At 66.4% G+C, this 20,284-nt stretch carries 22 protein-coding genes and 1 tRNA gene; 12 read left to right on the forward strand and 11 right to left on the reverse strand.

What is annotated here, in order from left to right; translation table 11 throughout:
* Positions 1 to 112: 112 nt before the first annotated feature.
* Positions 113 to 538, forward strand: coding sequence for a heme-binding protein (locus tag RNZ50_15325; GenBank protein MDT8856365.1), 426 nt, complete (start codon positions 113 to 115; stop codon positions 536 to 538).
* A gap of 111 nt (positions 539 to 649) precedes the next feature.
* Here the strand turns inward: RNZ50_15325 and RNZ50_15330 are convergent, their stop codons facing one another.
* Positions 650 to 904 (reverse strand): BolA family protein, encoded by a 255-nt coding sequence (locus tag RNZ50_15330; protein MDT8856366.1) that lies wholly within the window; start codon positions 902 to 904, stop codon positions 650 to 652.
* Positions 905 to 977: 73 nt separating this feature from the next.
* Here RNZ50_15330 and RNZ50_15335 point away from each other — a divergent pair, with 73 nt between their 5' ends.
* Positions 978 to 1,613: a J domain-containing protein gene (locus RNZ50_15335; GenBank protein MDT8856367.1), complete on the forward strand. Its 636-nt coding sequence runs from the start codon at positions 978 to 980 to the stop codon at positions 1,611 to 1,613.
* 42 nt (positions 1,614 to 1,655) lie between these two features.
* Here the strand turns inward: RNZ50_15335 and msrB are convergent, their stop codons facing one another.
* Complete coding sequence (gene msrB / locus RNZ50_15340) at positions 1,656 to 2,123, reverse strand: peptide-methionine (R)-S-oxide reductase MsrB (GenBank protein MDT8856368.1); 468 nt, start codon at positions 2,121 to 2,123, stop codon at positions 1,656 to 1,658.
* 204 nt (positions 2,124 to 2,327) lie between these two features.
* Between msrB and cobS the strand changes: the two genes are divergently transcribed.
* The 5 genes from cobS to RNZ50_15365 all read left to right on the forward strand — a co-directional run bounded on the left by cobS (position 2,328) and on the right by RNZ50_15365 (position 7,811).
* Complete coding sequence (gene cobS, locus RNZ50_15345) at positions 2,328 to 3,314, forward strand: cobaltochelatase subunit CobS (protein MDT8856369.1); 987 nt, start codon at positions 2,328 to 2,330, stop codon at positions 3,312 to 3,314.
* The gene (locus RNZ50_15350; protein ID MDT8856370.1) at positions 3,314 to 3,703 is read left to right on the forward strand and encodes a hypothetical protein; all 390 of its coding nucleotides are present in this window, start codon (positions 3,314 to 3,316) and stop codon (positions 3,701 to 3,703) included. Before cobS ends, RNZ50_15350 begins: the two co-directional genes overlap by 1 nt.
* Positions 3,700 to 5,571 carry a cobaltochelatase subunit CobT gene (gene cobT / locus RNZ50_15355; protein MDT8856371.1) on the forward strand — a complete coding sequence of 624 codons (1,872 nt, stop codon included), beginning with the start codon at positions 3,700 to 3,702 and terminating at the stop codon, positions 5,569 to 5,571. The genes RNZ50_15350 and cobT overlap by 4 nt, the downstream gene beginning before the upstream one ends.
* The gene (locus RNZ50_15360; protein ID MDT8856372.1) at positions 5,571 to 7,376 is read left to right on the forward strand and encodes an aminopeptidase P family protein; all 1,806 of its coding nucleotides are present in this window, start codon (positions 5,571 to 5,573) and stop codon (positions 7,374 to 7,376) included. Before cobT ends, RNZ50_15360 begins: the two co-directional genes overlap by 1 nt.
* Positions 7,377 to 7,445: 69 nt before the next feature.
* Positions 7,446 to 7,811 carry a DUF427 domain-containing protein gene (locus RNZ50_15365; protein MDT8856373.1) on the forward strand — a complete coding sequence of 122 codons (366 nt, stop codon included), beginning with the start codon at positions 7,446 to 7,448 and terminating at the stop codon, positions 7,809 to 7,811.
* Here the strand turns inward: RNZ50_15365 and RNZ50_15370 are convergent.
* Positions 7,808 to 8,236, reverse strand: coding sequence for a SufE family protein (locus tag RNZ50_15370; GenBank protein ID MDT8856374.1), 429 nt, complete (start codon positions 8,234 to 8,236; stop codon positions 7,808 to 7,810). The two genes, RNZ50_15365 and RNZ50_15370, sit on opposite strands and share 4 nt — an antisense overlap.
* A gap of 137 nt (positions 8,237 to 8,373) precedes the next feature.
* Here RNZ50_15370 and RNZ50_15375 point away from each other — a divergent pair, with 137 nt between their 5' ends.
* The gene (locus RNZ50_15375) at positions 8,374 to 8,844 is read left to right on the forward strand and encodes a hypothetical protein (GenBank protein MDT8856375.1); all 471 of its coding nucleotides are present in this window, start codon (positions 8,374 to 8,376) and stop codon (positions 8,842 to 8,844) included.
* Positions 8,845 to 8,852: 8 nt separating this feature from the next.
* Here RNZ50_15375 and rnd read toward each other — a convergent pair whose 3' ends face one another.
* On the reverse strand, positions 8,853 to 10,010 hold the full coding sequence (gene rnd / locus RNZ50_15380; GenBank protein MDT8856376.1) for a ribonuclease D: 1,158 nt from the start codon (positions 10,008 to 10,010) through the stop codon (positions 8,853 to 8,855).
* Positions 10,011 to 10,256: 246 nt separating this feature from the next.
* On the opposite strand from rnd, the gene RNZ50_15385 reads away from it, so the two are divergent.
* Positions 10,257 to 11,225 carry a Hint domain-containing protein gene (locus RNZ50_15385; GenBank protein ID MDT8856377.1) on the forward strand — a complete coding sequence of 323 codons (969 nt, stop codon included), beginning with the start codon at positions 10,257 to 10,259 and terminating at the stop codon, positions 11,223 to 11,225.
* Here RNZ50_15385 and purN read toward each other — a convergent pair.
* Complete coding sequence (gene purN / locus RNZ50_15390) at positions 11,195 to 11,809, reverse strand: phosphoribosylglycinamide formyltransferase (protein ID MDT8856378.1); 615 nt, start codon at positions 11,807 to 11,809, stop codon at positions 11,195 to 11,197. The genes RNZ50_15385 and purN overlap by 31 nt on opposite strands.
* Positions 11,806 to 12,870: a phosphoribosylformylglycinamidine cyclo-ligase gene (gene purM, locus RNZ50_15395; protein MDT8856379.1), complete on the reverse strand. Its 1,065-nt coding sequence runs from the start codon at positions 12,868 to 12,870 to the stop codon at positions 11,806 to 11,808. The genes purN and purM overlap by 4 nt, the downstream gene beginning before the upstream one ends.
* A 189-nt stretch (positions 12,871 to 13,059) precedes the next feature.
* Between purM and RNZ50_15400 the strand changes: the two genes are divergently transcribed.
* The 3 genes from RNZ50_15400 (at position 13,060) to RNZ50_15410 (ending at position 15,502) form a co-directional block, all read left to right on the forward strand.
* A tRNA-Ile gene (locus tag RNZ50_15400) sits at positions 13,060 to 13,135 on the forward strand.
* Between the two features lie 504 nt (positions 13,136 to 13,639).
* The gene (locus RNZ50_15405) at positions 13,640 to 14,248 is read left to right on the forward strand and encodes a sigma factor (GenBank protein ID MDT8856380.1); all 609 of its coding nucleotides are present in this window, start codon (positions 13,640 to 13,642) and stop codon (positions 14,246 to 14,248) included.
* Positions 14,249 to 14,500: 252 nt separating this feature from the next.
* A complete protein-coding gene (locus RNZ50_15410; protein ID MDT8856381.1) occupies positions 14,501 to 15,502 on the forward strand; it encodes an HWE histidine kinase domain-containing protein in 1,002 nt (333 codons plus the stop codon).
* 181 nt (positions 15,503 to 15,683) lie between these two features.
* Here the strand turns inward: RNZ50_15410 and RNZ50_15415 are convergent, their stop codons facing one another.
* From RNZ50_15415 to istA, 5 genes are all read right to left on the reverse strand, one after another.
* Positions 15,684 to 16,529, reverse strand: a complete 846-nt coding sequence (locus tag RNZ50_15415) for a PHB depolymerase family esterase (GenBank protein ID MDT8856382.1) — start codon at positions 16,527 to 16,529, stop codon at positions 15,684 to 15,686.
* Between the two features lie 159 nt (positions 16,530 to 16,688).
* Positions 16,689 to 17,588 (reverse strand): NAD(P)/FAD-dependent oxidoreductase, encoded by a 900-nt coding sequence (locus tag RNZ50_15420; protein ID MDT8856383.1) that lies wholly within the window; start codon positions 17,586 to 17,588, stop codon positions 16,689 to 16,691.
* 53 nt (positions 17,589 to 17,641) lie between these two features.
* Positions 17,642 to 18,052, reverse strand: a complete 411-nt coding sequence (locus RNZ50_15425; GenBank protein MDT8856384.1) for a hypothetical protein — start codon at positions 18,050 to 18,052, stop codon at positions 17,642 to 17,644.
* A gap of 76 nt (positions 18,053 to 18,128) precedes the next feature.
* The gene (gene istB, locus RNZ50_15430) at positions 18,129 to 18,944 is read right to left on the reverse strand and encodes an IS21-like element helper ATPase IstB (GenBank protein ID MDT8856385.1); all 816 of its coding nucleotides are present in this window, start codon (positions 18,942 to 18,944) and stop codon (positions 18,129 to 18,131) included.
* A complete protein-coding gene (istA, locus tag RNZ50_15435; GenBank protein MDT8856386.1) occupies positions 18,941 to 20,155 on the reverse strand; it encodes an IS21 family transposase in 1,215 nt (404 codons plus the stop codon). The genes istB and istA overlap by 4 nt, the downstream gene beginning before the upstream one ends.
* Positions 20,156 to 20,284: the final 129 nt, after the last annotated feature.

Genomic DNA, 20,284 nt, shown 5'->3' on the forward strand with positions numbered 1-20,284 from the left:
TTTGCCATCCGGGCCCGCCGCCAATTGCGGCAAGCCTTCCACCCGGGCCGGAAATGGGCCAGAGTCCATGACGGCCCGGCCCCCACCCGCCCCCGTTTGCCCCGAGGATGACATGACCCTGACCAATACCATCGCCCGCCGCATCCTCGATGCAGCCCTTGCCCATGGCCGCGCCCTCGGGCTCAAGCCGCTGTCGGTCGCCATCCTCGATGCGGGCGGCCACCCCTGGCTGTTCGAGCGCGAAGACGGCACCTCGCCGGGCCGGTTCGACCTGGCGCGCGGCAAGGCCTACGGTTGCCTGATGCTGGGCATGGGCGGCGCGGCGCTGGCGGCGCGGGCGCAGGTCCAGCCCAGTTTCGCGCAGGCGATGAACGGGCTTTACGAGGGGCGCTTCGTGCCGGTGCAGGGCGGCGTGCTGATCCGCGACGGGAAAGGCGACGTGATCGGTGCGGTCGGCGTCACCGGCGACACCTCGGAAAACGACGCCGCCTGCGCTGTGGCCGGGATCGTGGCGGCGGGACTGCAAGCCGAGGCCTGACCGGCGGCGCCGTCTGCCGAACAACCCGAAATGGCTTTCATCTTGGCCCAAATATCCCCGCCGGAGGCTCCGCCGCCCGGTCCGGGTGCCCTGCCGGGCGGCGCGAACGACTCAGCAGATTTCCAGCGACAGGGCATGGATGCGCCCCACCAGCGCCGGGCCAAGCGCCGCGTGGACCGCGCGATGCCGGGCCAGGCGGCTCATCGGGGCAAAGGCCGGGGCGCGCAGGATCACGCGAAAATGCGTCTCGCCGCCCTCCTGCCAGCCGCCGTGGCCGCGGTGCTGTTCACTTTCGTCAATGACTTCAAGATGATCGGGCTGAAAGCTTGTCTGCAACCGATCACGAATTTCCTCTGCGGCCCGCATTTTCATCCATGCCCCCTTCTATCCCCTGCCCAATGCCGTAAACTCTCGCCTCCGAGTCGGAAAGGCAAGCCAGATGACCAAACCTCCGTTTGAATTCGACATCCGCGTGTCGGCGGACAAGAAACGGCGCAAGACCGGGCGGCGGGGGATGACGGGTGCGTCGGAAACCTCGACCCGGACCTGCGAATTCCCCGGCTGCCAGGAACAGGGCGCCTACCGCGCCCCCAAATCGCCCGACCTGCTCGACGAGTATTTCTGGTTCTGCAAGGATCACATTCGCGAATACAACCTCAAGTGGAACTTCTTTCAGGGCACCACCGACGAGGAGTTTCAGAAGTTTCTGGAAAAGGATCGTGTCTGGGGCCGCGAGACCGAACCCTTCACCAAGCGCCCCGACGAGGGTCGGGTGTGGTCGCGTCTGGGCGTCAACGACCCGGTGGAGATCTTGGGCAGCAATGCCACCCAGAACCCCGGCCGGGTGCCGACCGGCAACGCGACGCGCAAACTGCCTGCAACCGAGCGCAAGGCGCTGGAGATCCTCGACGCCCGCGACACCTGGACCCGGCCCGAGATCCGCAAGCAATACAAGTCACTGGTGAAAGACCTGCACCCCGACATGAACGGCGGCAACCGCGACGACGAGGACCGCCTGCAAGAGGTGGTCTGGGCCTGGGAGCAGATCAAGGACAGCCGCTACTTCCGCGACTGAGAGTCAGGGCCCTGATTTTTCGTAGAAAAATCGTGCCCGCCGTCACGCCGCCTTGAACGCCAGCGCCACGCCGTTGATACAGTGGCGCTTGCCGGTGGGGGCCGGGCCGTCGTCGAACACATGGCCGAGGTGGCCGCCGCAGCGGCGGCAGTGTTCTTCGGTGCGGCTGCCGAACAGACCGGGATCAACCTTGTTGCGCACCGCATCGGGCAGCGCCTGCCAGAACGACGGCCAGCCGGTGCCGCTGTCGAACTTGTGCTCGGATGAATAGAGCGCCAGGTCGCAGCCCGCGCAATGGTAGGTGCCGGGGGCAAACTGCTTGTCGAGCGGGCTGGTGAAGGCGCGTTCGGTGCCTTCCTTGCGCAGCACGTCAAAGGCTGCGGGCGACAGGCGGGCGCGCCACTCGGCTTCGGTCAGCGTCACCTCGAAGGTGCCGTCGGCGGCATGGGCGCGGCCGCCGCCCAGCGCCATCAGGGCGGTCAGTCCGGTCAGGATCGTTCTGCGGTTCATCGGGTTCTCCGGTTCCGGGCATCGGTGGGGCCCTTGCCCCTGATCGCCCTTATGCCGCAGGAACGGGGCGAAATGGGGCAAAGTTGCAAAGCTCACGCAAACGGGATGGCATGTGAGCAACCGCCTTTCCCTTGCACGCCCCCGTGTTATGTTCCATCAAAGATCGGTTGACGAAACCGGGCGCCCCCAGGCGCGCATCAGGACATGGCGGACCGAATGTTGGACAATGTAGCGAAACCCACCGAAGAAATCGACGTGCGCGATGTGTTCGGCATCGACACCGACATGAAGGTCAAGGGCTTCGCCACCCGTGGCGACCGCGTGCCCGAGATCGACCCGACCTACAAGTTCGACCCCGACACCACGCTGGCGATTCTGGCGGGCTTTGCCTACAACCGCCGGGTGATGATCCAGGGCTATCACGGCACCGGGAAATCGACCCACATCGAACAGGTGGCAGCGCGGCTCAGCTGGCCCTGCGTCCGGGTCAACCTCGACAGCCACATCAGCCGGATCGACCTGATCGGCAAGGATGCGATCAAGCTGCGCGACGGCAAGCAGGTGACCGAATTCCACGAGGGCATCCTGCCCTGGGCGCTGCGCAACCCGGTTGCCATCGTGTTCGACGAATACGACGCGGGCCGGGCCGACGTGATGTTCGTGATCCAGCGCGTGCTGGAGCATGACGGCAAGCTGACCCTGCTCGACCAGAACGAGATCATCACGCCGCACCCGTATTTCCGGCTGTTCGCCACCTCGAACACCGTCGGGCTGGGTGACACCACCGGCCTTTACCACGGCACCCAGCAGATCAACCAGGCGCAGATGGACCGCTGGAGCCTTGTCGCCACGCTGAACTACCTGTCCCACGATGCCGAGGCCGCCATCGTGCTGTCGAAAAGCCCGCATTACAACACCGACAAGGGGCGGCGGATCATCGGCCAGATGGTCACCGTGGCCGACCTGACCCGCACCGCCTTCATGAACGGCGACCTGTCCACCGTGATGAGCCCGCGCACCGTGATCACCTGGGCGCAGAATGCCGAGATCTTCCGCAATGTCGGCTATGCCTTCCGGCTGACCTTCCTCAACAAGTGCGACGAGCTGGAGCGGCAGACCGTGGCCGAATTCTACCAGAGATGCTTTGCCGAAGAGCTGCCGGAATCGGCGGCGAGCATGGCGATGCGCTGATGGGCAAGCGCTGGGGGATCGGTTTCGGTCTGGTTCTGGCGCTTGCGGCCCCGGCCCTGGCGCAGGATCCGCCGGGCCTTTATCCCGCAGGGCTCTGCGCCGCCTTCTGGCAGGGCCGCATTGCCTATGCCGAAAGCTCGGCGCTTCTTGGCAGCGATCCGACCGACCGCAGCCGGGCGGCACGGTTCCGCGACGCAGCCCTGCGGCTGAGCGGGGCAGGCGAAGACGCGGTGGACGCCTATATCGCCGAGCGCAGGGAGATGATGGTCGGCATGTTCGACGCGATGATCGCGCATGACGACGCCGAAAGCCGCGCCCTGCACGACCGCCTGGCCCAGACCTGCGCCAGCTTCGGCGAGACCCAGCCCGAGACACGAGGCTTCAATTGACCAAACCGACCGACAACCCGGCCGATCCGTTCAAGAAGGCGCTGGCAGAGGCCACCAAGACCATGGCGGGCAACCCCGACCTGACGGTGACCTATTCGGTTGATCCGGCGGGGATGACAAAGGACGGGATGCGCCTGCCGCAGGTCAGCCGCCGCATGACGCGCGACGAGGTGCTGCTGGCCCGCGGCACTGCCGACGCCTTCGCGCTGCGGCTGCGCTATCATGACGACGCGACCGCCACGCGCTATGCCCCGACCGGGCCGCTGGCGCGCGAGATCTACGACGCGATGGAAACCGCGCGCTGCGAGGCGGTGGGGGCGCGGACGATGCCGGGCACCGCCGGGAACATCGACGCCAGGATCGGCAACGAGGCCGACCGCAAGGGCTATGCCCAGATCACCCAGTCGGCCGACGCACCGCTTTCGGTGGCGGCGGGCTATCTGGTGCGGCATCTGGCGACAGGGCGGGCGGTGCCCAAGGGTGCCGCCAACGTGATGGACCTGTGGCGCGGCTTCATCGAGGGGCAGGCGGCGGGCACGCTGGAAAACCTCGATCAGGTGCTGGGCGATCAGGCGGCATTTGCACGGCTGGCGCGGCAGGTGATTTCCGATCTTGGGTATGGCGACCAGTTGGGCGACGACCCCGACATGGACGACCCAGATGACGGCGACGACGACACCGAACAGGATCAGGATCAGCCCGAACAGGGCGGCGACGATCAGGACGACAGTGAAGACAGCGACGCCACGCCCGAGCAGAGCCAGGAAGACCAGCAGGACGCGTCGCAGGCGCAGGTCAGCATGGACGACACCTCGGACATGGAGCAGGGCGAAGAGGCCGAACTGCCCGAGGGCGAGGCCCCGCTGGAACCGCCGCCCCCTGCCCCCCATTCCGACGCCGACCCGAACTATGTCGTCTATGTCACGAAATTCGATGAGGAAGTCCGCGCCGAGGATCTGGCCGAACCGGCCGAGCTGGAACGGCTGCGCGCCTATCTCGACCAGCAGCTTGAACCCTTGAAAGGTGCCGTCAGCCGCCTTGCCAACAAGCTGCAACGCCGCCTTCAGGCGCAGCAGAACCGTTCCTGGGAATTCGATCTGGAGGAAGGCACGCTGGATGCCGGCCGTCTGGCGCGGGTGGTGGCCAACCCGACCACGCCGCTGTCGTTCAAGATGGAAAAGGACACCGAGTTCCGCGACACCTGCGTGACGCTGCTGCTCGACAATTCGGGGTCGATGCGCGGGCGGCCGATCTCGATCGCGGCGATCTGCGCCGACGTGCTGGCGCGCACGCTGGAACGCTGTCAGGTAAAGGTCGAGATTCTGGGCTTCACCACCCGCGCCTGGAAGGGCGGCCAAAGCCGCGAGGCATGGCTGGCCGCCGGGCGGCCGCAGCAGCCGGGACGGCTGAACGACCTGCGCCACATCATCTACAAGGGGGCCGACGCACCGTGGCGGCGGGTGCGCAACAACCTGGGCCTGATGATGAAAGAGGGCCTGTTGAAGGAAAACATCGACGGCGAGGCGCTGGAATGGGCGCACCGCCGCATGACTGCCCGCCCCGAGGCGCGGCGCATCCTGATGGTGATTTCCGACGGCGCGCCGGTGGACGATTCGACGCTGTCGGTCAACTCGGCCAACTACCTTGAGAAGCACCTGCGCGACGTGATCGCCATGGTGGAAAAACGCAAGCAGGTCGAACTGATCGCCATCGGCATCGGCCATGACGTGACGCGCTACTACAGCCGCGCGGTCACCATCACCGATGTCGATCAACTGGCCGGCGCCATGACTGAACAGCTTGCCGGGCTGTTCGACAGCGATCCGCGCAAGCGGGCGCGGGTGCTGGGTATGCGGAAGGTCGGCTGATGTTCCAGAGCTTCGAGGCGGCCTCTGATCCGTCGCAGGGTCCGGCCCGGCTGGCGGCGCTGCGCGACCGGTTGGCAGTCGAAGGGCTGGCGGGGTTTCTGGTGCCGCGGGCCGACGCGCATCAGGGCGAATACGTCGCCCCGCGCGACGACCGGCTGCAATGGCTGACCGGCTTTACCGGCTCGGCCGGGTTTGCCGTGGTGCTGCCCGATGTGGCGGGGGTGTTCATCGACGGGCGCTACCGGGTGCAGGTCAAGGGTCAGGTCGATCTGGCCCATTTCACCCCGGTGCCCTGGCCCGATGTGAAGCCCGGCGACTGGATCAGGGCGCATCTGGCGGCGGGGGTGATCGGGTTCGACCCGTGGCTGCATACGGCGGACGAGATCACCAGACTTGGGGCTTCACTTGAAGAAACAGACATAACACTTAGGCCGGGGCCGAATATCGTCGATTCTGTCTGGCCGGATCAACCCGCCCCGCCGCAAGGGCGCGGCTTTGCGCAGCCGCCGGCATTCACGGGCGTCAGCAGCGCCGAGAAGCGCGCGGCGCTGGCCGAAACCCTGCGGGCGGCGGGTCAGGCGGCGGCGGTGCTGACGCTGCCCGACTCGATCTGCTGGCTGCTGAACATCCGTGGCGCAGATGTGCCACGCACCCCGGTGCTGCATGGCTTTGCCGTGTTGCACGACGACGCCCGCCTGACCCTGTTCACCGACCCCGCCAAGATCGACGATGCCCTGCGGCTGCATCTCGGCGGGCAGGTCAGCCTGCGCCCCCCTTCGGCCTTCGTGCCGGCGTTGCGCACCCTGCAAGGCCCGGTGCGGGTGGACCGCGCCACCGCGCCGCTGGCGGTCAGCCTGGAACTGGAGGAGGCGGGAATCGCCGTGGACTGGGGCGACGACCCCTGCCGGCTGCCCAAGGCGCGCAAGACCGGGGCCGAACTGGCCGCAACCCGCGAGGCGCATCTGCGCGACGGGGCGGCGATGGTCGAATTCCTGTGCTGGCTGGACGCCGAGGCACCAAAGGGCGGGCTGACGGAAACTGACGTGGTGCGCGCGCTGGAAGGCTTTCGCCGTGCCACCAACGCGCTGCACGACCTGTCGTTCGACACCATCTGCGGCGCGGGCCCGAATGGGGCGGTGATCCACTATCGCGTCACCACCCAAAGCAACCGGGCGGTGCGGCCGGGCGAGGTGCTGCTGGTCGATTCCGGCGGGCAATATGTCGATGGCACCACCGACATCACCCGCACCGTGGCGGTGGGCGACCCGGGGCACGCGGCCCGCGCTGCCTACACCGCGGTGCTGCAGGGCATGATCGCCATTTCGCGCGCGCGCTTTCCGCGCGGGCTGGCCGGGCGCGACCTCGACCCGCTGGCGCGGCAGGCGCTGTGGCTGGCGGGGCAGGATTACGACCATGGCACAGGGCATGGTGTCGGCGCCTTCCTGTCGGTGCATGAAGGGCCGCAGCGGCTGAGCCGCCTGTCGGAGGTGCCGCTGGAACAGGGCATGATATTGTCGAACGAGCCGGGATATTACCGCGAGGGTGCCTTCGGCATGAGGCTGGAAAACCTGATCGTGGTGCAGGAGGCCCCCGCCCTGCCCGATGGCGACGACCACCGGGCGCAGTTCTGCTTTGAAACCCTGACCTTCGCGCCGCTCGACCGCCGCCTGATCCTGACCGAGCGTCTGTCGCCGGGCGAGCGGGCCTGGCTCGACGCCTATCATGCACAGGTCTGCGACAAGCTGGGGCCGCGGCTTTCGGCCCCCGCAGCGGCGTGGCTGGACCGGGCTGCTGCGCCGCTATGACGCGTGTGTTTTGCCAGTGACGATCTGTTAACTTGCTGCAATGCAGAAACCTGACGTGAGGACGTGGCGATGAGCGAGACCATTCACCTGCGCAAGGCCCCGGGCACCTGGATCGTCCGGGCCGATGGCGCGATCATCGGGCAGACCTCCGATGCCGTCGAACTGACGGAGGGTGCAGCCGAGCCGGTGATCTACATTCCGCGAGCCGACATCGCGATGCAACTGTTCGACCCCAGCGAAACCCGCAGCACCTGCCCGCTGAAGGGCGAGGCGCGCTACTTCACCTTTGTCAGCAACAACGGCACGATCCGCGATGCGGGCTGGTCCTACGAGGCGCCGAAACCCGAACTGGCGGCGATTTCCGGGCATCTGGCCTTCGATCAGAGAAAGACCATGGTGCAGCAGATCCAGGACGGCCCGGCCGGGGACGACTAACCCGCCACCGCCTCGGCCGAAACCTTGCGGATGCGCTCGACCATCGCGCGCACGCCGTTGGACCGCTGCGCCGAAAGGTGGTCGTTCAGGCCCAGCCGCCCCAGTTCCGCGACGGCATCGACCTGCGCCACCTCGGCCACCGACAGGCCGGAGTAAAGCGCGTGGAGCACCGCGATCAGGCCGCGCACGATCATCGCATCCGATTCACCCGCGAAGTCGAACTGGGCATCGGGCCCCTGCCCGGTGACCAGCGGCCTGATCCAGACCTGGCTGGCGCAGCCGTCGACCTTGGTGGCGGGCACCCGGAACGCGGGGTCCAGTGGCGGCATGGCGCGGCCAAGCTCGATCACATGGCGGTAGCGGTCTTCCCAGTCGTCAAGGAATTCGAAGGTTTCGGCGATGTCTTCGAAGGCGGCGGTTGCCATGGCGGGCTCCTGTTTTTCCGTGACCTAGGGCTTTGGCGGCGAAAGGTCCAGACCGCACCCGCAAAACCGGCGTGCCGCGGGCTTTTCAAAGCGGCTGCCATGGGATACCCAAGGGGCGGAACAACGGGGGATCGGGCATGAGACCTGGCTTGAAGGCGGCGCTTGCGGTGACACTGGTGCTGTCGGGGGCGCTGTCGGGTTGCGGGGCGGTTCGCGAGTCGCGGCTGAATCCGTTCAACTGGTTCGGCCGGTCGCAACCCGAACAGACCACGACGCTGGTGGCCACCGCAGCCGAGCAGGACCTGCGGCCGCTGGTCGAACAGGTGGTGGCGATGTCGATCGAGCCGATGGCCGGCGGTGCCATCGTGCGCGCCACCGGCCTGCCCCCGACCCAAGGGTGGTGGGAGGCCGAACTGGTGCCCCGCCCGGTCGAGGACGGCGTGCTGATCTACGATTTCAGGCTGATCCCGCCACTGAAGCCGACGCCCGCCAGCACCGCCCGGTCGCGCCAGATCACGGCGGCGGCCTATCTGTCGGATATCAAGCTTGACGGCATCCGCCAGGTGACGGTGCAGGCCGCAGGCAACGCCCGGTCAAGCCGCCGCTGAACGCGGGTTCACAGCACCACCACACGCACCTCGGTGCCCTTGGCCGACAGGGCAATCTCGCCCCGGCACAGGCGCAGCGCGTCCTCGCCGAACGCCTCCATCCGCCAGCCCTTCAGCGCGGGCACGTCGCGTTCGCCGGCCGCGATGGCGTCCAGATCGGCGGCCGAGGCGATCAGCTTGGCGGCCACGCCAAGGCTTTCCGACTTTGCCTTCAACAGCACCCGCAGCAGGTCGGCCAGGGCCGGGTTGACCTGCAACTGGTCGCGGCTGAGATCGGGTTTCGGCAGGTCGTCGGGCTTCATCTCCAGCCCCGCCTTCACCGCCGCCAGAATGCCGTCGGCAATGTCGCCCCGCCGCCCCTCGCGCAACAGCAGGCGTGAGCGGCCCAGTTCCTCGGTGTTGGTCGGCCGGGTGGAGGCCAGTTCCAGCAGCGCGTCATCCTTCATCACCCGGCTGCGGGGGATGTTGTTGCGCTGCGAATACTCCTCGCGAAAGCGCGCCAGTTCCTTGACCACGCCCAGAAACCGGCCCGAGGTCGTGCGGGTCTTGATCCGCAGCCAGGCCTCGTCGGGATGCACGGTATAGGTGGCGGGGTCGGTCAGGATCGCCAGTTCTTCCTCGACCCATTTCTGGCGGCCGCTTTTCGCGATCTGCGCGGCAAGGCTTTCGTAGATCACCCGCAGGTGGGTGACATCGGCCAGCGCGTAATCCTTCTGCGCCTCTGACAGCGGCCTGCGCGACCAGTCGGTGAAGCGCGAGGTCTTGTCGAGCGGTTCGTGCGCGATCTTCTTGACCAGCGTCTCGTAGCCGACCTGTTCGCCATAGCCGCAGACCATCGCCGCCACCTGGGTGTCGAACAGCGGCGCCGGGAATACGCGACCCTCGACGAAGAATATCTCCAGATCCTGCCTTGCGGCGTGGAACACCTTGACCGTCGCCTCGTGGCGGAACAGATCGTAAAGCGGCTCCATCGACATCGCCTCGCCCTCGACCGGGTCGATCAGCACCGCGTCGCCGGTCTTGCCGGGCAGCGCCATCTGGATCAGGCAGAGCTTGGACCAGTAGGTGCGTTCGCGCAGGAATTCGGTGTCGATGGTGACAAAGGGCTGGGACTTGGCGGCCGTGCAGAACTGAGCCAGGTCTTCGGTCGTGGTAATGGTTCTCATTGGCCGATCCGATACTGTCGCGCGCCGGTTCATCCGGACAATCCCTCATAGGCAATAAAGACCGGGAAGGGAAGCGCCGCAGGGCGTTGCGGCAACGGATGCCGGGAAACGCGGGCCCTGGTCGCCCAATCCATTGCACCAACTTGCTTATCAGGCTAACGCAGAATTAATTTACCGAGTGCGGAGCATCGTCGGCTGGCGGCTTCGTGGCAACAGGAAAGGCGGTGCCAGATCATCGAGGTCTTCATGATGGGCGACGAGATCGGAACCTATTCCGGCCTCAGTGCCTCTGGCAACAACAACGGCATGAAGGTGGAACTGACCGGCGTGCAGCCGCTGGGCAGCGCAACCGACGTGTTCCGGGTGGTGGTGACCCAGGTCAACAGCGGACAGGCCGCGTTCATGAACGGCCAGTTCGTGGCGATCTACGCCTGGCCCGACACGGTGCCGCCGTCGCCGCCGCTCTATTCCTCGCTGAACCCGCAGCATGACCAGTTCCAGGGCCGGGCCTCGTCCAGCACGCACATGATCTTCACCAACCAGAAGGTGTTCTTCGATCTGGATGGCGTGACGGCGGGAACCGCGCAGTTCGGCCCGGGTCTGCATCCGCTCCGCGACACGCAACTGCCCTTTGCCGCCCTGTCACCGACGCCTCCGGCCATACCGTGCTTCACCGCTGGCACCAGGCTGCGCACACCGTCGGGAATGCGGGCGGTGGAAACGCTGCGGCCGGGCGATCCGGTTCTGACGCTGGACCACGGCGCGCAGAGCGTGCGCTGGATCGGCGCGCGTACCGTGGCGGGCACGGGCGCCTTTGCCCCGATACGGATTGCCGCCGGGGCACTGGGCAACCGGCGCGCGCTGCGGCTGTCGCCACAGCACCGGGTGCTGCTGACCGACTGGCGGGCCGACCTGTGGTTCGGCAGCAAGGATGTGCTGGTGGCGGCGCGGCATCTGGTGAACGGCAGCACCATCGTGCAGGAAACGGTGCCACGGGTCACCTACCTGCATCTGGCCTTTGATCGGCACGAGGTGCTCTGCGCCGAAGGCATTCCCTGCGAAAGCCTGCACCTGGGCCGCATGGGCCTGGCCGCGATGGATGCCGCACAGCGCGAGGAACTGCTGGCGCTGTTCCCCGAGCTTGCCAACGGCCTGCCCGCCCCGACGGCCCGCCCCTGCCTGCGTCAGTGGGAGGCGGGGCTGCTGGTGGCCTGAAGCATCACCGGGGTGCGGTCGCCGGCGGCATAGCGGCGCAGCACGGCGGGGTAGAGTCGATGCTCCTCTGCCAGCACGCGGTCGCTGAGCGTCGCCGCCGTGTCGCCCGGCAGGATCGGCACCCGCGCCTGCCCCAGCAGGGGCCCGTCATCCAGCACCGCCGTCACCTCGTGCACCGAACAGCCGGCCTCGGCGTCGCCCGCATCCAGCGCGCGCTGGTGGGTGTGCAGGCCGGTGTATTTCGGCAGAAGCGACGGGTGGATGTTCAGCATCCGCCCCTCGAACCGCGCGACGAAGGCCGGGGTCAGCACCCGCATGAAACCGGCAAGGCACAGGATGTCGGGCTCTGCCGCCAATATCGGCGCCAGCAGGGCCGCCTCGAACGCGGCGCGGTCGCCCCGATAGGGCCGGTGATCGACCGCCGCCGTGGCGATCCCCAGCGCCGCCGCCCGCACCAGCCCCGCCGCCGCCGGATCGTTGGAAGCGACCAGCACCGGGCGCGCCGGATGGTCACCCGTCATGTCGCGCACCAGCGCCAGCATGTTCGAGCCACCCCCCGAAATCAGGATGGCGACCCGTTTCACAGCAGGCGGCCCCGGTAGATCACGCCTTCGCCCGGCACCACGCGGCCCATGCGGATCACGGTTTCGCCTTCAGCCGTCAGCAGGTCGGCCAGCGCGTCGGCCCGGTCTTCCGCCACCGCCAGCATCATGCCGATGCCGCAGTTGAAGGTCTTCAGCAGTTCCGGCTCGGCCATGCCAGCCGTTTCCGCCAGCCAGCGGAACACCGGCGGCAGCGTCCAGGCGCCGAGGTCGATCTCGCAGGCCAGCCCCTCGGGCAGCACCCGCGGCGGATTCTCGGTCAGCCCGCCGCCGGTGATGTGGGCCAGCGCATGAACCCCCCCGGCCCGCACCGCCGCCAGCGCCTGTTTGACATAAAGCCGCGTCGGCGTCAGCAGCGCCTGCCCCAGCGAGTCGCCGCCGAACGGGCAAGGCGCATCCCAGCCCAGCCCCGACAGTTCCACCACCTTGCGCACGAAGGAATAGCCGTTGGAATGCACCCCGTCCGACGCCAGCCCCAGCAGCACATCGCCCGCGACCACGCCCGCAGGCAGGTCCGACCCGCGCTCCATCGCGCCGACCGCAAAGCCCGCAAGGTCGAAGTCGCCCTTGTGATACATGCCGGGCATTTCCGCCGTCTCGCCGCCGATCAGCGCGCAGCCAGACGCCAGGCAGCCTGCCGCGATGCCCTCGATGATGCTGGCGGCCTGATCGACATCCAGCTTGCCGGTGGCGAAATAATCCAGGAAAAACAGTGGCTCCGCCCCCTGGCACACCAGATCGTTGACGCACATGGCGACAAGGTCGATGCCGATGGTCGAGACAAGGCCGGTGTCGATGGCAATGCGCAGCTTGGTGCCGACACCGTCGGTCGCCGCCACCAGCACCGGGTCGCTGTAGCCCGCCGCCCTGAGGTCGAACAGCGCGCCAAAGCCGCCCAGCCCCGACACCGTGCCCGGCCGCCCGGTGCGCTTGGCAGCAGGCTTGATCCGCTCGACCAGCGCGTTGCCAGCGTCGATGTCGACCCCCGCATCGGCATAGGTCAGCCCGTTCGCAGCCCGCGTCCCGTTGGGAACCTGTGTCATCGCCCGCCCTCTTGATCCTGTCACCCGGTTGCTGCGGCGCATACAGGATATGACCTGCGCCGACAACGTGCCGCGCGGCGCCGGGCCGGAAAAACGCGCGCCCCCTTCCCCTGGCCCGCCCGCATGATGCCCCCTGCCCGCCCCCGCCGCTTGACCTGCCCGCTGCATCTGCTAGGCATCCGGCAGGCCGGGCCTGTAGCTCAATGGTCAGAGCAGGGCGCTCATAACGCCTTGGTTGGGGGTTCGAGTCCCTCCGGGCCTACCACTCCCATTGTTTTCCCCCTTGTTTTCAGGGGTTGGTGGGCGAGAATGCCAGGCCAATGGGACCGGTTTGACAGTTCTTCCGACGATGGCTGCCGACAACCTCGGCCGACCGCAATCCGGCCCGGGTTGTTCAAGGTCGCACCGTGCCGCCATGCGCCTGTCGGCCTTCTTTACGTTGTGCAGGACGGTTTCTCGCTCCGACTGGCCTCAACCTTGCCGTGAATATTTGCGCCCACCTATCACAGATCAGCAAGCGCGATCCCGGCAAATGCCATTCTCTTTCTGGTAGAGCGCCGGGAAGGCGCGCTCTTTGTGCCTTCGGTATTTGGGCCATGCTTCTGGAGCCGTGAATGTCAGGACCAACTCTTGACCAGTGGTGCAGATTGACCCTTGAAGCATTGCCCGACGGGGGGTCGGCCACAGACCTTCCGCGCAGTTCTGCCCGAAAAATTTGTGAATCGGATCAGCGCCTTGACGGAAACACCAGGCAAAAAAGGAACGTGTCATGATGGATTTCGCATCAATGAAGCCGGACCCGCGAGACGACATCGCGGAACATGTGCCAACCTTGCGCGCCTACGCCCTTTGCCTGACGCGCAACAGGGCAGCAGCCGACGATCTGGTGCAGGACGCGATCATCCATGCGTGGACCCGTATCGACACGTTCTGTCCGGGGACCAACATGCGGGTCTGGCTCGTGGCCATCCTGCGAAGCCTCCACTACGCCGACCTGCGCCTGCGCGACGGCGCGTGTCCGGACCCGGAGTGGCCGCAATCCTCCGGGCCCGGCGGAACCCCCGGTGATGCCACGCCGCAGCCAGGGCGAGAGTTCATGGACGCCTACCACCGGCTCTTGCCCCTGCAACGCGAAGCACTGGCGTTGGTCGGCTCGCTCGGGTTCTCGTGTGAAGAGGCCGCCGCGGTGGCGCGCATTGCGGCGGGAACGATGAGGAACCGCGTCAACCGGGCGCAGCGCCTGCTCTGCAAGCGTCTCGGGCCGGAATACGGGCGCGACACGGGCTTTCCCGAGGGCGCCAAGGAAATCGGCCCGGTACGGGCCCGCGCGGCGGATGTTCTCGGATGGGAAATGGAAAACACGTTCCGTGTGGCATGAAGAAGGACCGGATCGCGGACGGAGGCTGCCGCCCGGCGATTGTCGGGCGGCAGTTCGGCACCGGCTTCGACACAATTGCCGGGGATCCGGTGATTGTCGCAAGCGGCGGGGCGGTCACGCGGGCTTGTGCCCGCCCGCGTCAAATGAAACTGGCGCGCACCGGGGTTCGGTGACACACGGTGAACGGCTGCGGAATTTTCCGGCCGTCCGGGTCATGGATTGGCCCGCATCCGTCGGCGCAAGCGGGGTCGCATGAAACACACTGACAAGAATGACCTCGCATGGGGATGCGACGAGTTGCGCGGCGCGATAGACGCGGCCGGCGTGGCCCTGTGGTCGTGGAACGTCGAAAGCGATGATTTCGCAATGGATTCCAGAGGGTACAAGCTCTGGGACATGCTGTCCGATGAGGCCGTCACCTTCGAGCACCTTTCGGAAAAGGTGCTTCCCGCAGACCGGGACCGCGTGAGGGAGTGTTTCTCTGCGACGCGGGCTGTCGCCGGACCCTACGAGATCGACTTCAGGACATTGGCCGGCAAGGAGGTCCGCTGGATCTCGGCGCGCGGCCAGGGCAACGACAACGGCATCAGCAAAGGTGTCATGACCGGCATTTTCCTGGACATCACCGGGCGCAAGCAGGCCGAAGAAGGCAGCGAACTCCTGGCCGGGGAAATGAGCCACCGTGTCAAGAACCTGCTGGCGATCGCGTCAGGGCTTACCCGGATCACCTCGCGGTCTTCGACCTCCATCGAGGATATGGCAATGCAGTTGACGCACCGGCTTACGGCATTGGGCCGGGCGCATGACCTCGTGCGGCCGACACAGGGCCGTCAGGGCGATGCGGCCCTGCTCGCAGACCTCTTTGCGGTCCTGCTGGCCCCTTACGACGACAAGGGTGCATCTTCCGGATGCATCCGCATTGCCGTGCCGCGCATGGGTGTCGGAGAGAGCTCCGCGACCGGTCTGGCGCTCGTCGTGCATGAGCTTGCGACCAATTCGCTGAAATACGGCGCACTCTCGGCTGAGAACGGCACTCTCGATGTCTCCGGCAGCCTGGCAGGGGACGATGTGGAGATCGTCTGGACCGAGCACGGCGGCCCGGAAGTGACCGAACCGCAAGATCGCCCGGGATACGGCAGCACACTGGTTCGGAACACGATCGAGGGTCAGTTCGGAGGATCGATCACCTACGACTGGACGCCGACCGGCGCACTGATCACCCTTCGGATCCGGGCGGAAATGCTTGCCGGTTAGCGGAGCCACGTCCGGCCAGCTTGTCCGTCCGATGTGATCCTGTCCCGCTGCCTGGTCCGGAAGCAAGCCCCCCGCTTGCAGCACCAAGCCGCCGCCTGACCGGACGTTCGGTCATGGCGGCGTCGGTGCCCGCAACCCTCCGCAAGACGGGTCGGGTTCAAGGTGAAAGGCGGCCCGGCAATCAAGGATGCTCGCCAAAGAAGCGCAGCACCTCGGCCGTCGCAGAAATTTCCTGAGTGTTTCCCGCACCTTTTCGATCACTGCCGGGCCAGACGTGCCTGCCGCCCGAAACCGTCATCAGGCGGACCTGCGTCCTGCCCTTGGCGTCGAGATAGTTGTCCTCTGTCACCGACGTTCCATCATTGCGCGCGTCGATCATCCTCGACGTTTTTCTCAACGGGCCGTTGGCCGCCACAAAGGCCCTGATCTGAACCGGAACCGGCGTGAACGCATCGCCGGCGTGTTTGGTTCCGTATTCCGGGCCTTTCAGCCCATATGGCACGATCAGGTCGTCGAGCCCGTGGATGTGCAGCAATGGCACGCGCGCGGCCGGCGTCCTGCCAAGATGGATCGTCCCGGCAACTCCGGCCACGGCCTTTACCGTGCCCGCACGCCGCGCGGCATAAGTCTCGGCCATCACCGACCCGTTTCCCATCCCGGTCAGGTAAACCCGGTTCGAATAAAGCCCGAACCGCTTTGCCGCGTCGGCAATGACAAGATCGAGAAACCTGATGTCCGAAATCTTCTTTTCCTGCGCATATCCGCAGCAGTATAGCCCGTTCCAGCTAGAACCCAGCCCTTCCGGATAGATGACGGCATATCCCTTTGCCAGCGCAGGGCCGCTGAGGCGGATTTTCTGCCTGAACTCTTCAGGGTTTCCCGCAGCATTGTGCAGCGCAAGAATGACCGAGCCGTTCGGCCTGGCAGACAGGTCGATCAGATACGAACGATTGCCGAGAAGTATTTTCTGCTGTTCTGCGACAGACGGCAATGCGAGAAAGCAAAGCACCAACACCAGTTTCCACATGGACAATTTCCCTTGCCAGACACATTGCAAATCCGACGTGGCCGTGGCCGCGCGCGGATTCAAGACAGACGATTTCAGCATTGACCGGATTTCCGGTATCAACGACCATCAGCGGCGACCGGTATTCGCGGCCAGGCCGATGCTTCCCCTTGCTGTTGTTCAGAGTGGCATTTGCGAACGCTCCGATTTTAACCGGGCGGGCAGCGTGTTGTGGATCGCCGTTGCGGCAACGGCGGCCTGGCCCATCGCCACGGCAATCTGGTCAAGCCCGTCCGTGACATCGCCGATGGCATAGACCCGGTCGATGCCGGTTTTCTGCCTTGCATCGACCAGAACATGACCCCCCGTGCCGAGGCGGACACCAAGGCTTGCCGCAAGTGCGGTCCGCGGGGTCGTGCCCAGGGCGACATAGAGCGTGTCGAAGCCCAGGGCCTCGCCGTTTTCCAGCGTCACGACGACCTGCGATTCCGTCAGCGACAGCCCCGCCATCGGCGCGCCCGGAACGCCGACGCCGTCCCGCGCGACAGCCGCAGAACCGTCAGGCGGGATCAGCGTGACCGACGCGGAATAGTGGCGAAGAAATCGTGCCTCCCGAAACCCGTGCGTGCCGCTGCCCAGCACGGCGATTCGCCTGTCGCGGATTTCATAGGCATCACAGACCGGACAATAGCGTATCAACCCCAGCGCCACCCCCCGATCATGGTCGCTGACAGACAGGGGCGGCCGATGGTTGACGACGCCCGAGGCAAAGATGACCGTGCGCGCCGTCTCGGCCCGCCGGTCGGTCGTGACGCGGAACACGTCACCCTGTGCTTCGACCGAGACGACCGTCCCGGTTTCGATCTCGGCACCATGGTGGCCGGCATGAGACCGCATCCGGTCGAGAAGGTCGCGCCCGGAAATGCCGCCCGGAAACGGCGTCAGGTTATGGGTTTCCGGGATCATCCGCGCCCGCCCCTCCTGCGCATCGAACACCGTCACGCTGCGCAGGAACCGGGCAAGATACAGGGCGGCCGTCAGCCCCGCGGGACCGCCGCCCAGGATGATGCAATCCTTCATGTCGGGCTTTCCCCAAACCCGTGACTGTCCGGCCGAACCGGGGAACGCAATGCTCAGCTGCCCGGCCGCAGCACGACCTTGATCACGCCATCCTCCTTGTCGCGGAACTTCCGATACATCTCCGGCGCATCTTCCAGCGAGGTGGTGTGCGTGACGACGAAGCTCGGGTCGATCTTCCCGGCCTCGATCTTCTCGAGCAGCGGCCGGGTGTAGGCCTGCACATGGGTCTGCCCCATCTTGAACGTCAGGCCCTTGTTCATCGCGGCCCCGATCGGGATCTTGTCGCCCATTCCGACATAGACCCCGGGGATCGAGATCGTCCCGCCCTTGCGGCAGCTGAGGATCGCCTCGCGCAGGACATGCACGCGGTCTGTCGCAAGCCCGACCGCGGCCTTCGCCCGGTCGACCACCGCATCGACCGAGCCGTGGCCAGCCGCCTCGCAGCCCACGGTGTAGCGCGTCAACCAGCATGTCCGTGACCGTCAACCACGTTGGCCGGTTTTAGGCCGCTGGGTTGGCGTATCTGGAATTGTTTTTCGCTCAGCCTTCTCCTTTGTCCTTGTTGTCGGCGATGGTTGTCGTTGGCGGTCTGCTCAGCGCCTCTTTGTTGGAGGCGGCCGCGCGCTGGCGGAAGCTTTCGGCATTCATCTCCAGGATCGCTGCGTGATGAACCAGCCGGTCGATGGCGGCGACGGTCATCGCCTTGTCCGGGAAGATCTGGTCCCAGCCGCTGAAGGGCTGGTTGGCGGCGATGGCGATGCTGCGGTATTCGTAGCGCCGGGCGATCAGTTCGAAGAGCACGCCGGTTTCGGCCTGATCCTTGTGGGCGTAGGTGATGTCGTCGAGGATGATCAGGTCGAACTTGTCGAGCTTGGCGAGCGCGGCTTCGAGCACCAGATCGCGGCGGGCGGCCTGAAGTCGCTGCACCAGATCGCTGGTGCGGGTATAGAACACGCGGTGTCCCCGCTCGATCAGGGCATGGCCTATCGCGCAGAGAATGTGCGTCTTGCCCGTGCCGGAATTGCCGATGGCGATCAGATTGCCGCCACCCTCCAGCCAGTCGCCGGCCGCCAAGGCCTCGATCCGGGCGCGCGGCAGGGTTGGCAGCGCCTTGAAGTCGAAGGTCGCCAGCGTCTTGCCAGCCGGTAGCTGTGCCTCGTTCATGTGGCGCTGAATGCGGCGCATGTCGCGTTCGGCCAGCTCGTATTCCGCGAGGACGGCCAGAAAGCGGGCAGCGGGCCAGCCTTCGGCATCGGCGCGGGTGGCAATCTCGGTCCAGAGTTTGTGGAAGCTGGGCAGGCGCAGCGCGGTCAGCATGCCGGGCAGCGTGTGGATGTCGATCTCGCGGGAGGTCATGCGCAGGCTCCCAGAAGGGCATCGAAGCTGTCGAGCGAGGGATGGGCGACGGCAACATCTCTCGGCAGCGCCGTTTGCCGCGGGTTCAGGCAGGATGCCAGAGGTCCGGGATCGGGCACCCGGCCCGCGTCCAATTCTGCTGCCAGCAGATGTGCCAGTTCCGCCTCGCAGGCCCGGTCGTGGGCGATGAACAGCAGGTCGACCATGCGGCGGCAGGCGTCGCGGCGGGGCAGATCGCGCTGCAGCACCTTCCAGGCCTCAGCGTATTCGGTTCGCGGGAACAGGCTGTCGCGGTAGATCGAACTCCACAGGGCTTGCGGTTTGCGCCGCAGCGCATGGATGACGTGATGGTAGTTGATGACATGCACGCGATGGCCATCGCCGCGACCTCGCGCCCTTGTATGGCTGACGACCAGGGTGCTGCCGAGAAAGGCCTCAAGGCGATCGTCGTAAAGGTGGACCCGCAAGCGCTGCCCGATCAGCTGCGACGGGGCGCTGTAGAAGATGCTCTTGACCAGAAAGCCGCTGGTGCGGGTGACCGGAACCACGGTCTCTGTAAAGTCGGTGGTGCGCCGGCGCGGCAGGGGCTTCAGATGCGCCCGTTCCACCTGCGTGGCCGCCGCCCGCTGCCGGTTGCGCCGTGCCACCAGAATGTCGATGAAGCGGCGGTAGTCCTCAATGCTGGCGAAGTCGCGGCTGCCGCGCAGGATCAGCGCCTGTTCGATGGCTTTCTTGAGGTGCCGGTTCTGGGATTCCACCGCGCCGTTCTCATGAGCTTCCCCGCGGTTGTTGCGACTGGCCTCCATGCCGTAATGGCCGACGAAGGCATTGTAGCGCGTGGTGATATCCTGGCGCTGGTCAGCCGTCAGGTTGCGGAAAGCGGCCGAGAGGCTGTCGGTGCGATGCTCCTGTGGTGCCCCGCCGAGCGACCAGAGCGCCTGCTGCAGGTTCTCGGCCAGGGCCGTGAAGCTCTCCCCGCCCAGGACCACCCCGACATGCTCCCACCGGCTGTAGACCATGACGAAGTGGTAGAGCAGATGCGGGAATAGCTGGCCCGCGATCGTCACCTCCAGCTCCTCGGCATGAGTGAAGTCGGACTGGGCCATGCGGCCCGGCTCCGGCGTCTGGCGGAAGATGATGTCGCGCTCGGGCCCGTTCAACGCCCGCCACTGCCGCACCCGCCGTTCCAGGGTGCGCCGGATGCCGGTCATCGGGGAAGGCCAGCGGGTGCAGGCCCTGAAGGTGGCGCAGCAGGGTGACGGCCTGCAAGGCGCTGTCCCTCTCCAGCAAGGGAAGGATGTCGCCCTCCCAAAAGCCTTCGAGGGGATCGGCCACCGTGC

This window comes from Paracoccaceae bacterium Fryx2 (assembly GCA_032334235.1).
GTDB lineage: Bacteria > Pseudomonadota > Alphaproteobacteria > Rhodobacterales > Rhodobacteraceae > JAVSGI01.

What these genes read in the sequence shown, in the direction of transcription:
- RNZ50_15335 (MDT8856367.1), top strand. Translation starts at nt 978, where the DNA reads ATGACCAAACCTCCGTTTGAATTCGACATCCGCGTGTCGGCGGACAAG.
- cobS (MDT8856369.1), top strand. Translation starts at nt 2,328, where the DNA reads ATGGCGGACCGAATGTTGGACAATGTAGCGAAACCCACCGAAGAAATC.
- RNZ50_15385 (MDT8856377.1), top strand. Translation starts at nt 10,257, where the DNA reads ATGATGGGCGACGAGATCGGAACCTATTCCGGCCTCAGTGCCTCTGGC.
- RNZ50_15405 (MDT8856380.1), top strand. Translation starts at nt 13,640, where the DNA reads ATGATGGATTTCGCATCAATGAAGCCGGACCCGCGAGACGACATCGCG.
- RNZ50_15370 (MDT8856374.1), bottom strand. Translation starts at nt 8,236, where the DNA reads ATGGCAACCGCCGCCTTCGAAGACATCGCCGAAACCTTCGAATTCCTT.
- RNZ50_15330 (MDT8856366.1), bottom strand. Translation starts at nt 904, where the DNA reads ATGCGGGCCGCAGAGGAAATTCGTGATCGGTTGCAGACAAGCTTTCAG.
- RNZ50_15325 (MDT8856365.1), top strand. Translation starts at nt 113, where the DNA reads ATGACCCTGACCAATACCATCGCCCGCCGCATCCTCGATGCAGCCCTT.
- RNZ50_15365 (MDT8856373.1), top strand. Translation starts at nt 7,446, where the DNA reads ATGAGCGAGACCATTCACCTGCGCAAGGCCCCGGGCACCTGGATCGTC.
- RNZ50_15375 (MDT8856375.1), top strand. Translation starts at nt 8,374, where the DNA reads ATGAGACCTGGCTTGAAGGCGGCGCTTGCGGTGACACTGGTGCTGTCG.
- istB (MDT8856385.1), bottom strand. Translation starts at nt 18,944, where the DNA reads ATGACCTCCCGCGAGATCGACATCCACACGCTGCCCGGCATGCTGACC.
- purM (MDT8856379.1), bottom strand. Translation starts at nt 12,870, where the DNA reads ATGACACAGGTTCCCAACGGGACGCGGGCTGCGAACGGGCTGACCTAT.
- RNZ50_15410 (MDT8856381.1), top strand. Translation starts at nt 14,501, where the DNA reads ATGAAACACACTGACAAGAATGACCTCGCATGGGGATGCGACGAGTTG.
- RNZ50_15420 (MDT8856383.1), bottom strand. Translation starts at nt 17,588, where the DNA reads ATGAAGGATTGCATCATCCTGGGCGGCGGTCCCGCGGGGCTGACGGCC.
- RNZ50_15360 (MDT8856372.1), top strand. Translation starts at nt 5,571, where the DNA reads ATGTTCCAGAGCTTCGAGGCGGCCTCTGATCCGTCGCAGGGTCCGGCC.
- istA (MDT8856386.1), bottom strand. Translation starts at nt 20,155, where the DNA reads ATGACCGGCATCCGGCGCACCCTGGAACGGCGGGTGCGGCAGTGGCGG.
- msrB (MDT8856368.1), bottom strand. Translation starts at nt 2,123, where the DNA reads ATGAACCGCAGAACGATCCTGACCGGACTGACCGCCCTGATGGCGCTG.
- RNZ50_15415 (MDT8856382.1), bottom strand. Translation starts at nt 16,529, where the DNA reads ATGTGGAAACTGGTGTTGGTGCTTTGCTTTCTCGCATTGCCGTCTGTC.
- RNZ50_15350 (MDT8856370.1), top strand. Translation starts at nt 3,314, where the DNA reads ATGGGCAAGCGCTGGGGGATCGGTTTCGGTCTGGTTCTGGCGCTTGCG.
- rnd (MDT8856376.1), bottom strand. Translation starts at nt 10,010, where the DNA reads ATGAGAACCATTACCACGACCGAAGACCTGGCTCAGTTCTGCACGGCC.